The 12,406-nt window shown below is 42.0% G+C and carries 5 protein-coding genes; 1 reads left to right on the top strand and 4 read right to left on the bottom strand.

Features of this window, described 5'->3' with window-relative positions; all coding sequences use genetic code 11:
- Positions 1-385: 385 nt before the first annotated feature.
- Entirely contained in the window at positions 386-1,075 is a 690-nt protein-coding gene (locus CXF80_RS15180) for a hypothetical protein (RefSeq protein WP_101033786.1), read from the bottom strand.
- A 285-nt stretch (positions 1,076-1,360) separates the two neighbouring features.
- The gene (acnB, locus tag CXF80_RS15175) at positions 1,361-3,958 is read right to left on the bottom strand and encodes a bifunctional aconitate hydratase 2/2-methylisocitrate dehydratase (protein WP_101033785.1); all 2,598 of its coding nucleotides are present in this window, start codon (positions 3,956-3,958) and stop codon (positions 1,361-1,363) included.
- Between the two features lie 402 nt (positions 3,959-4,360).
- On the opposite strand from acnB, the gene hxpB reads away from it, so the two are divergent.
- Positions 4,361-5,020 carry a hexitol phosphatase HxpB gene (gene hxpB, locus CXF80_RS15170; protein WP_101034787.1) on the top strand — a complete coding sequence of 220 codons (660 nt, stop codon included), beginning with the start codon at positions 4,361-4,363 and terminating at the stop codon, positions 5,018-5,020.
- Positions 5,021-5,265: 245 nt separating this feature from the next.
- On the opposite strand, the gene CXF80_RS15165 is transcribed toward hxpB, so the two are convergent.
- Positions 5,266-7,530: a patatin-like phospholipase family protein gene (locus CXF80_RS15165; protein WP_101033784.1), complete on the bottom strand. Its 2,265-nt coding sequence runs from the start codon at positions 7,528-7,530 to the stop codon at positions 5,266-5,268.
- 104 nt (positions 7,531-7,634) lie between these two features.
- Positions 7,635-12,098, bottom strand: coding sequence for an EAL domain-containing protein (locus CXF80_RS15160; RefSeq protein WP_101033783.1), 4,464 nt, complete (start codon positions 12,096-12,098; stop codon positions 7,635-7,637).
- Positions 12,099-12,406 lie beyond the last annotated feature (308 nt).

Below are 12,406 nucleotides of genomic sequence, written 5' to 3'. Positions count from 1 at the left end.
TAAATCGAAGGAATAAAAATTTCAGGTGCAGATGAGCCAGCGAGTATCCTAAACAGGGATGTTTTGGTTAAGCCCACATGGAAGTGCTTGCGGCGTCTCGCTGGATTATCTGCACGATAGCCTGCGGCAGGCAATTGGTTAAATTGAAGTTTTGGACTTACATTTAGAATTAACATCAATAATATAGAAAGCTAAACTTTTTAAAACTGGTATTAATTAATAATGGATGGCACAGTTAATACTCATTTTACCCCCAAAGCTTGTCGAGTAGACCTTTGAGTGTTACAACACTCGTCAATCTACTGACTAAATTTAATAATGCTACAAAGCAGACGACTCAACAACCCCGTGATTCAGCGATACATAGGATACCTATGCGAACTAGTTAGTATTGATATTCAACAGCAGGCTTAAACGGTATTAGAACTTTATACTTAATACTACGATTGTCATATTCAATGACTTCAATTTCAGCACCTTTGTAACGAATGGTGTTTGATTTATCCATATCGTATTCAACGCTATTACTAAAAGCATCACGAGCCATGCCACCTGTAAATTCCCTATATGAAGCATTAATTATTCGCCCATTGCTGCCGCTGTAAATTAATGTTTGTTGAAAGTCTTGGGCAGATTCAATACTGCGGGAAATCTCCTCTGGTTCTCCTCCCTCATAACAAGCTGCTTCAGTTACAAATGGAGTTGAAACACAAACTTCTCTGACATTATTCATTGATAATGCCACTTGCGGATCTACAAATGGATTTTTTATAACGGCCCCTGGATTACCAGTGATCGAGTAGAAGTTTTTACCATTTTTTTCACCTACAGCTTTATAGAACCCTTCGTAAATATCATAACCAACACCATCTATCATCTTTTTAACATGAAGGTATTTTGCTGTAGATACCTTTCCCTGATAAAGCATATTGTCGCCAACAAAAGCCTCTGTTATTTCACCGATAGGAGGCTTAGAAAACTGCTTAATGCTTGTTTGTGCATTTTGGGGGATGCTAGTACAGCCTGTAGTTATATAAACTAAGGCTAACGAAAATAAAATTTTTATAGTATTCAAGAACAATTCCTTTTGATTTGATGAGGTGGTAACACTTTTTAAATAATACTTTTTTATTTGGTGCAAGACTAGTTTACTTTAATGTGCCATACATGATTGATATTTACTTCACTATTTTTATTTAATAAGTCGAGATACTTTTTCTCATCAAAACATCTTTGCTAGAGCATAGTCACTAACGCATTTCTGTCCACAAACAATTTACAAACTAAATGATTTTATACCAATAAAAATGCCAGCATTTCTGCTGGCATTTTTTTTGTTCAACAATTAACTAGTTAAAGCTTAAAGCGCGGCTTGGAAAATCACGCTGTCAGCTTTCTTAGTGTAAGAATCGATTTGGTCGAAGTTCAAGTAACGATAAGTATCAGCTGCAGAGGCATCTAATTCTTTAGCGTATTCTTGATACTCTTCAGGTGAAGGTAAACGACCCAATAACGCTGCTACGGCTGCTAACTCAGCAGATGCTAAGTAAACGTTGGCCCCCGTACCTAAACGGTTAGGGAAGTTACGAGTAGAGGTTGATACTACAGTAGCACCTGCCTCTACACGTGCTTGGTTACCCATACACAAAGAACAACCAGGGATCTCAATGCGAGCACCAACACGGCCGAAGATGGCGTAATAACCCTCTTCCGTTAATTGATCGCGATCCATCTTAGTCGGTGGTGCAATCCATAAACGGGTTGGTAGCGTGGTAGCAAACTTTTCTAGCATCTTACCGGTCGCACGGAAGTGACCAATGTTAGTCATACAAGAACCGACAAACACTTCGTCAATCTTAGTTTGGGCAACGCTTGATAATAATACTGCATCATCAGGATCGTTTGGTGCACAAAGAATTGGCTCTTTGATGTCGTTTAAGTCGATTTCGATCACTTCTGCGTATTCAGCATCGCTGTCCGCTTGCATCAACTCAGGATTGGCAATCCACTCTTGCATTGCAACGATACGACGTTCAATCGTACGACGATCGCCATAACCTTCAGCTATCATCCACTTTAACATCACGATGTTAGAGGTGAGATATTCAATGATCGGCTCTTTGTCTAGCTTAATGCTACAACCTGCAGCTGAACGCTCAGCAGAGGCATCAGATAATTCGAATGCTTGCTCAACTTTAAGCTTTTCAAGACCTTCGATTTCTAATACCCGGCCAGAGAAAGCGTTAATTTTGCCTTTTTTCTCAACCGTTAGCAGACCCATTTCAATGGCTTTTAATGGGATAGCATGGACTAAATCACGTAAGGTGATACCGGGTTGCATTTTGCCTTTAAAGCGTACTAACACTGACTCAGGCATATCAAGCGGCATCACACCTGTTGCCGCAGCAAATGCCACTAAGCCAGAACCTGCAGGGAACGAAATACCAATAGGGAAACGAGTATGTGAATCACCACCCGTACCAACGGTATCGGGTAATAACATCCGGTTTAACCACGAGTGAATAACCCCGTCACCTGGACGTAATGACACACCACCGCGGTTCATAATGAAATCCGGCAATGTGTGATGAGTTGTCACGTCAACAGGCTTTGGATAAGCCGCTGTATGGCAGAAAGACTGCATAGTTAAATCAGCACTAAAGCCTAAACAGGCTAAATCTTTCAACTCGTCACGTGTCATAGGGCCAGTGGTATCTTGTGAACCCACTGAAGTCATCTTAGGTTCACAGTATTGACCAGGACGCACCCCATCAACACCACACGCTTTACCGACCATTTTCTGAGCTAAAGTATAACCTTTGTCAGACGCGGCAATGTCTTGTGGGCGAACGAATACTGTCGATGCTTCAAGACCTAAAGTCTCACGCGCACGGTCAGTAAGACCACGGCCAATAATCAACGGAATACGACCACCAGCACGGACTTCGTCTAATAACACGTCGGTTTTTAATTCGAATGTTGAAATCACTTCATCTGTGCCATGACGCTTAACGACACCTTGATAAGGGTAGATATCAATCACATCACCAGTGTCCATCTGATCAACGTTGAGTTCGATCGGTAATGCACCCGCATCTTCCATGGTGTTGAAAAAGATCGGCGCAATCTTATTGCCTAAACAGAAGCCACCAGCACGCTTGTTCGGCACATAAGGAATATCATCGCCCATGAACCATAACACTGAGTTAGTGGCAGATTTACGTGAAGAACCGGTACCAACAACATCACCCACATAAACTAATGGATGACCTTTGCCTTTCAACGCTTCGATTTCTTTGATGGGTCCCACAACACCTGATTCATCAGGCACAATACCGTCACGAGCATTTTTCAACATCGCTAATGCATGCAGTGGAATATCAGGGCGAGACCATGCATCTGGCGCAGGCGACAAATCATCAGTGTTGGTTTCACCAGACACTTTAAATACGGTTAATGTGACTTTTTCAGTCAATTTAGGACGGTTTAAAAACCAATCGGCATTGGCCCAAGCTTCAACCACTTGTTTAGCCGATTCATTGCCCGCTTGCATTTTTTCAACAACATCGTGGTATGAATCAAACATCAACAATGTATTGGAGAGTGCTTTAACAGATAGAGGTGCTAATGCGGCATTATCTAATTGGTCAATTAACGGATCAATGTTGTAACCACCTTGCATAGTGCCAAGTAGTTTAACAGCATGTTCAGCGCTTAAGATCGGAGATGACACAGTGCCTTTAGCAACGGCATCAAGGAAAGCGGCTTTAACATAAGCAGCTTCGTCTACTCCAGGTGGAATACGATGTTCTAGCAAGTCGAGGACGAATGCCTCTTCACCCGCTGGAGGTGTTTCAACTAACTTAACCAGTTCAGCCACTTGTTGTGCATTTAATGGCTTAGGGACTACGCCCTCTGCAGCACGTTCTGCGACGTGTTTACGATATGCTTCTAGCACGGCAACATTCCTCTTTGTTTGACGCCTAACGGCAAAACTCAGCGTCATTATGATACGCTGATAATTCCACTGGTTCGGGCTTGAAATCCGACCTCCAGTATACTACAGCTTTGTAAAAGTATGAATCAGCTCACACTATTAGCGAGATGAAATCAACGCGATTTATCAGCCCAGAAATCAATTTACCGACAAGTTTACTAAAATAAAATTAGACAATAGTTTTAAACAGCCTTAAATTTCATTAGATACATAAACTTACAATGAACCCAATGATTAAACTATCCACAAAATTATATTCCTCTCTGTCGATTAAATATTTTTTATAAAACACGGTTCTGATTGTGCCTTATCAACAACAAGGCAATAATTAGCCCTGACTATCGCCACCTTTATGGAACCAATATTGTGTCAACCCAGGTAAAAGCCGTTATTTTTGATATGGATGGAATTTTAATCGATTCTGAGCCCGCTTGGCAGATAGCCGAGCAAACTGTACTGAATGGTTGTGGGCTAAACCTCAGTCTCGAAGAAGTTGAGCAAACGACAGGCATGCGGATAGACCATGTTGTGAGTTATTGGTATCAACGCTTTCCTTGGCCAAATTATGATAATGCCGCCACGGCGACAAAAATAGTCAATGAAGTGATAGCCCAAATCAACGCCAATGGTGAGCCCATGCTCGGCGTGATTGAGTCGCTGGACGCGTGTAAACGTCTAGGGCTTAAAATAGGATTAGCCACCTCGTCGTCATCACGGATTATTGAGGCTGTTTTGCATAAACTCACTATTGGTCATTATTTTGATGCGATTGAATCTGCTGAAAATCTAGCTTACGGCAAACCCCATCCCGAGGTGTATTTAAATTGTGCCACAGGGCTGGGCATAGCGCCGAGTCAATGCATCGCTATTGAAGATTCGTTTAATGGTTTGATTGCGGCTCGGGCAGCCAGCATGCAAACGGTAGCGATCCCTGCGCCTCATACCGCAACTCACACTAAATGGGTTATTGCCCATCATCAGCTAGCTCACGCAGGATTATTACCCGCGCTGCTAGGGGCCTAGGTCACTACGCTGCTAAGGTCCTAGGCCGCTACGCTGCTAAGGTCCTAGGCCGCTACGCGGATAGTGCGCTGCGCTTCTAGAGCGGACTTCGTCCTGCTAGGGACAGCTTCGCTGCTAAGATTTAATAGCCTCTGCAGCGTCCTAGCTTCTAGGCTTTTAGCTTGTATAGCATCTAGCAGCGAAGCGCTCTAGCCACTAGGCTTTTTAGCTCGTAAGCCTCTAGACTTTTGGCTTAGATAGACTGCCTAAAAGTTTTTACCGACAAATAAATAGAAAGCCGATTCGCCGCGGTCAGTAAAACCAAAGCCTAATGCCGCGGGGCCCCAATCGGTATCGGTACCTAAATACATACTACTGGCGAAAATCAAATCATCTAAAGCGACATCATCTCGCTCAAACCATACATTACCCGCTTCAAGGCTCGTCCCTAAGTACAAAGGTAAGTCGGTGATTAGCACATCACGGCCGAGATCATACTGATAGATCACCGCCGCAAATACTTTATGCGCCCCGACTAAGGTATCTTTGCGAAAACCAGACAAGTTTAAAAAACCGCCTAAATCAGCAACATGTAAGGTAAAGTCACCATCATTCTCAACCGTAGCCAATTCCATTTTACCCACAATGGCATGATTACCGAGCTTTAACGCGCCTTTCCAGTCAGCCTCAAATTGCCAGGCTAAATCATCACTAGAAGTGTTGCCAACGTTACTTAAGCCCTTATAAGACTCATCTCTTAAATAGCTAACAAAGGTGATTCGATTACCCTCTGTCGGGAAGCTAATACTGTTTAGATTGTCGTAGGCCACTTTAAAATAGCCGCCGCTTGAATGGTAGTTAAGCGAATCAACCAAGCCAAATTCACTCCTGACACGCCCATCTTCTGCGATAAAACCTAATTCAATAAGACCATCAGAGTCATAGTTATAACCAAGACCTAAAACGAGTTGAGCCACACTGTTTTCAAGTTGAATATAACGATTGCTTTGATTAAACAAATTCCAATCTTTCATTTCATACTGGAATCTTCCTAGGCTGTAGAATTTTTGGTCACGATCTAATGGTTGATAAAATTCAGTAGCCACTAACTTTCTATATCCCAGTTCTAATTCATTACGCCACTCGCCGCCATTTTCAGTCAAGTCGGTCATGGTATAAGCTAAGCTAAGGGTAATCGCTGAATCTAAGGTGAAGTCATCCTCCCAATTAAATCCCGCCTGGAAATAATTCGGCCCCCATGATTTGGCTTTGGTGGTGATGGTTAAAATTCGCCCTTGTTCAACATCTTCAAACTCAGCATCGACACGCTCAAATTTATTCAGCGAATACACTCGGTTTAGGGCTGAATCTAAATCCTCTTTGCTAAGCACAATACCTTCGGTAATCCCTAAACGCTCACGCAGTAATTTCTCACTGACTTTTGATTGATTATCAAAAGCAATTTTATAAATGGGTTTTTTAAGCGGATCTAACCACAGCGCGCTTTGTTGTAATTTACTCGCTTGATAAGCCAAATAATCTGATTCACTAATGCCAAGAGGCGCTAACGTCACCAACTCTAAATTGGCGGCATCTTCACCTAATTTGAGTGCCAACGGCATAATGGAAAAATCTGTGGTACTTAAGCTATCAATAGCAGGACGAATTAAAATATCGCTTGAAGTCAGTAAGTTTTTTTGGCGCGCCGTGCTCGCTTGAGTCAAAATGGTTGAGAGTTGCTCTAATACGGCAAGAGTACTGTCTAAGTTTTCTTGTTTGGTCAGGGCAGATCCAATATCGACAGCGATGATAATATCGGCACCCATAGCTTTGACTACATCAACAGGCATATTGTTAGCAATGCCACCATCAACGAGTAATCGACCGTCAATAAGCGCAGGCTGCAGCGCGCCCGGAACAGTGGCAGAGGCTTGCATCGCTTGTACTACACTGCCTCTAGATAACACTACGGCTTCGCTGGTCGCTAAATCAGTCGCTACCGCCCGATAAGGAACGGCTAGCTCATCAAAGTCACCAAACTGTTCAACTAATCCTGTCGAATTACGCAGCAACTGCGACATACTCTGGCCACGCAACAAGCCGCTGGGTGAGGTTAAGCTATTATTGCTATAACCCACAGTGAGTGGAATATTAAACTGATCACGTTGCTGTTTATCACGGTAGCTTAATTTATCTCGCGGAATCGTATCTGAATAGCCTTTAGACCATTCACCATTAAGCATAATTTTTTCGATTTGGTCGGCGTTGTAACCGAGCGCATACATGCCGGCGACATAGGCGCCAATACTGGTGCCAGCGATATAATCTACAGGGATATGATGTTTTTCAAGTACTTTCAGCACCCCAATATGGGCAGCACCTTTGGCGCCGCCACCACTGAGCACCAAGCCAATGGTCGGTCTTTCTTTAGTAGATTTTTTGGCAGCATAGACTGGTTGCACCGCTAAGCTAAAGCAAATACAGCTAGCCAAAAACCAAGTCGTCAGGTTAAGGCGCAAAGTTTGTTGCATAAATCATTCCGAAAGTAAGTAAAAACAACTCATTCTAACAAAATTTGACCAATAGCCATACTAATGGATAGCAGCAGATGACACCAGCCAGACAAAAGTGCACATTACTCATTAATCAGCATTTTTCGCTTAATGTCGAGTTCAAGTTCGGCTTTGGGCATCGGCTTGGCAAAATAATACCCCTGAATAACATGGCATCCTCGCTTAACCACTTGATCCAATTGCTGCTCCGATTCAACGCCTTCGGCGATAACGTCAAGGGATAGGTTTCGCGCTAATTCAATAATACTGCTCACAATAGCTTGATCGGCTTGATTGGTATCAATATGAATTAAAAATGAGCGATCAATTTTTAGGGTGTTCACTTGGAATGACCGTAAATAGGCAAGTGATGAATAACCGGTGCCAAAATCATCTATGGCAACATTAATACCTAACTGCTTAAGTGCGAGTAAGTGTTGGCTGGCAATATCGATCTCTTTCATCAATACACCTTCAGTAATTTCTACCGATAAACACCTTGCAGGCATTCCCGTTTGATGCAGTGTTGCGGTTAAAAAGTCGATAAAATCTGGCTGCCTAAAATGCATAGCCGATACGTTAACAGACACTTTTATCTCACTCTGATACTGTTGATGCCAGCGAGCACCGTCGAGACAAGCTTGAGTCAGCACCCAGCGATCGATCTCAACAATCAAGCCACAGGATTCGGCAATACCAATAAACACATCGGGTCTGACCATGCCATCTTTTGGGTGTTTCCAACGGATCAAAGCTTCAACGCCTACGATTCTATTTTGTTGGTGAACATCGATCTGGGGCTGGTAATACACTTCAAATTCGTTGCACAGTATCGCTCGATGCAAATCAGCTTCTAAGCGCAAATGGTATAATGCTTCTGCATTGCGCTCAGCGGAATAATATTGAAAATTCCCCCTGCCCTCTTCTTTTGCATGATACATGGCTAAATCGGCATTTTTTATCAAGGTCTCGGGGGTTTGATCATCACCAGACCAAATGCTAATGCCAATACTGGTCGAAATAAAGAATTCCCGCCCGTACAATTTAAAGGGCGTTTCGATTTGTTTTAATAGCTGTTTTGCAATGTGATTAATGGTATCGACATCTTTGGCGTCACGCAGCAAAATAACAAATTCATCACCACCAAAACGACACAACAAATGCTCTTCAGACAAACAAGACTGCAGTCGACTTGCGGCTTCAACTAACAATGCGTCACCCATACTGTGACCGTATGAGTCATTAACATGTTTAAATCTGTCGAGGTCTAAAAATAGTAGCGCTAAGGTTTCGTTCTGTTGCTTTGCCGTTTCAATAACCTGGCCTAATCGACGCGAAAACATCGCCCGATTAGCTAAGCCAGTTAACATGTCATTGTTTGCCAAGCGGCGCAGATGAAGCTCATTATGTTTACGCTCAGTGATATCTGAAAATACCACCACATAATGTAATGCAGTGCCATTTAAATTAAACATGGTCGACACATTTATCCATACAGGACATCGGCTACCATCACTACAATTAAACTCGCATTCTCCGGTCCAAAAGAGCTCCTTATCAAACACATCATCCATGTCAAAAGGCTCTACAGTCTCAAACACTAAGTCGGAAAAAGGTTTGCCAGCTAAATCACTCTTTTTAGCCGCTAGAATTAAATTAGCAGCAGCATTACTAATTTTGATGTTTTTATTCACGTCTAAGATCAACATGCCTTCGGAGGTATTCTCAAACGCTTGAGCTAATAAATTGACCTCACTTTCAAGTGCTCTTTGCTGAGTGATATCGGTATACATCCCTGCAGCATGAATTAACCTTCCACTGTTTTGATCAACCTCAATGGCGCGGCCTTTAATCCGCAGCCAATGCCATTGATGATCATGTTCATTTTGATATCGGTACTCAATATCAATCATGTCTGTTGCAGATAACAGCAACTTATTCCAGGCTTTAGTGATCAGCTCAATGTCATCTTGATGAATGGGAATTTCTTCTAGTTTCATTTCGATATACGGTATAGGACCCAGTACACCACCTCGATTATCTAATGATAAAAGTCGCGTATTGCCGTGCCACTCCCATAAGTCTGAATCGCTGCCTTTCAACGCTTGGCGCAAACGGTCATCACTTTGCAGCAATGCAACGTTCATTTTTTTAAAGCGATTGATCTGTCGCTGCCTAAACACCAATATCGCTAATACAATAAGTAATAGGCTAAAAGTTAATGCACCTTTAAATTGTTGCGATCGCCACCAAAATTGCTTAACCATAAAGGGATACTGGAAGGGTTCGCTCGACCATACACCATTTCTTTTATATAACAGTTCAAGCACATACGCCCCTGCACTTAAACCGGTAATATTAATTTGTGACTGCCCTTCTAATAACACGTAATTCCCAGTGTCGGCGCCATTCTTAACCAGACGATACTGTATGGTCATCGGCTTATTATCAAGGTAATCGAGAATGGCAATTTGAAAGCTAATTAAGTTGGCACCAGGTTCGACTTGCGACAATTGGCTTGGGATCAAAAAAACGGCGGTATTATTCTCATAATATACTGACACAGATTCAAGTATCACCTTGTCATTGACAGTACGTGGGGCCAGTTTATCAAGATCGATTAACATCGCGCCGTCTGGCGTACCGACATAAAATCCTTTATCAGGATCATAAAATTTTGCCGACTCATTAAATTCATCAGAAATGAATCCATCTTTATGGCTAAATGAACTGACTTTACCTGACGCTTTATTGACTTTAATGATGGCGCTAGCACAACCGATAATATGGTCCGTAGCCGTTTCTTGAAAAAAGAACACCACTTTACAGTCGATCTTCCACTGTTGATCAAGCGAAATAATCTCATCGGTCTGAGTATTGAATTGATAAATACCTTGCTGGGAAGTGCCTAACCAGATAACGCCTGGGGCCACTTGCATAATACTATTCATCGTTGGGAGATTAGTAAAATCGGCAAATACATCCACTTTAGAAACATATTCATCAGCAGTGGTTAAATAGCCAAAATGTTTACTGCCACTAATCCATAAATGATCCGCATCATCCCTTAATAAGGCTTTATATAGCGTATTACTTAATGACTGCTTACCATTTGATAGCGCTTGTAAGGTCAAATCATCATTACCCTCTTGCCAATAATACAAGCCTTTATTGGTGGTAAACCAAATCATATCGTTAAACAATTCGTCACGATAAATACCGATGACAATCCTATCGCTCAGCGACGCTTTGCCACCACTCCACTGAGCAAAATCAGTACTGGTATTGGTTAATTTATTGACCACATATAAGCCACTGGTGGTGGCTAACACAAGGTGCTGTGCGTCTAGGGATCCAATCCGATAAATACTGTCATTAAGTTCAAACCCTGCTGGGATTATCATGGTTGATGTTTGGTCAAGTGTATTAACCACAGACAAACCACCATCGGTACCTAACCACACCTTGTCGCCTTCACTGTATACCGACCACACCATTTCATTATCAAGTTGATAAGGCGGTTTTTTAGAGTAATCATCAATTAAAAATTCAGGTTTGCCCGCAATCACAGCAAGACCATCACCTGAACCACCAACCCACAACAACCCCTCTGCATCAACCGCCATATCATGAATGTAATCAATATTAGCTCTTTGTTTAAGTTCGTCACGGTATACGATTAGCTTGTTGTTTTCTTGGCTCCAAAAAATCAATCCTGCACGGCTTGAAATCCATAAATCACCATTAAGATCTTGCTCCATTTGCTCAACATAATAAGGAATTTCAGGCACCGATTGTAGTGTGAGCGTATTGGTATTGACCTTAAATAACCCTTTCGATGTCAGCATCCATACCCGCTGTTGTTTATCTTGAAACAGCTTTCTAATGGAACCGTTTTTATCCGACCATGGAAATACGCCGATGAAGGTCCCGTCAGCCTGATGAAGTTGCAGCACATGATCAGTGGAAAACAAATATTGCGCGTTGTTTAATTCAAGCGCGTTACGCCAAGGTAAATTGTGATCTAATAAATGACTAGGGGATAAATACAATTGCTGAGAAGTATCATCAAAATAATAAACTTGGCCAGAATAAGCTAGAATTAACAGCCGTCCATCGAGCTGACGCTGAGTCGCTGCCACGCGAATACTGTTATTAATGTTAGTGACATCATTGTCTTTAGGCTTAAGCAACAAGCTAAACTGATTATCTAAAATGCTGTATAAATATAACGAGGAATTGGTGCCAATAAGTAAATGGTCTTGGTCAGAATTAACGACTGTAGAAATGAGCTCATCATCAAGGACTGAATCAAAACCGACTTTATCGATGCGCCTAACTTTATTATTACTAACCCGATACAAACCTTGCTGAGTCGCCAACCAAACAAATCCATAATGGCCAAAGCTTATATCTTGGATCGTGGCATTGGCTAACCCATCGCGCGCAGTAAACACTCGCTGAACGATATCTGCTGCACTCGCTGGAGCAGCGCTGAATAAGTAAAAAATCACACTAACGAAGCAACAGATTACCGCTTTTATCATAAATTAAGCCTATACCTCGAAAAGAAAATATTTGTACTCATCGTCATCATCAGCCGATGAGACTACCGCGGCCAGCATTATTATTTAACGGCTCTGCAGCTGGAACAAACAATATAATCTTTTAAACGGAAACAAAAATAATCCTGCATAACGTCTGACAAGTTATTTTTTAGCGAGTTTATCTATCTTTTTTTATAATCAATATTAATGTTTTAACATGATTATGTTTATAAAGTAATACTTTCACCTAAGACACCTCCACAAAGTCAAATTGTAGGTAAAAAAAAAGCACCCCTAGATAGGAGCGC

The organism is Shewanella sp. Actino-trap-3 (assembly GCF_002836275.1).
GTDB classification, from domain to species: Bacteria; Pseudomonadota; Gammaproteobacteria; order Enterobacterales; family Shewanellaceae; genus Shewanella; species Shewanella psychromarinicola.
This window is presented reverse-complemented; position numbering and strand designations above follow the sequence as displayed.

Excerpts from the sequence above, each read along its gene's own strand:
- CXF80_RS15165 (WP_101033784.1), bottom strand. The coding sequence starts at position 7,530 with ATGCAACAAACTTTGCGCCTTAACCTGACGACTTGGTTTTTGGCTAGC.
- CXF80_RS15160 (WP_101033783.1), bottom strand. The coding sequence starts at position 12,098 with ATGATAAAAGCGGTAATCTGTTGCTTCGTTAGTGTGATTTTTTACTTA.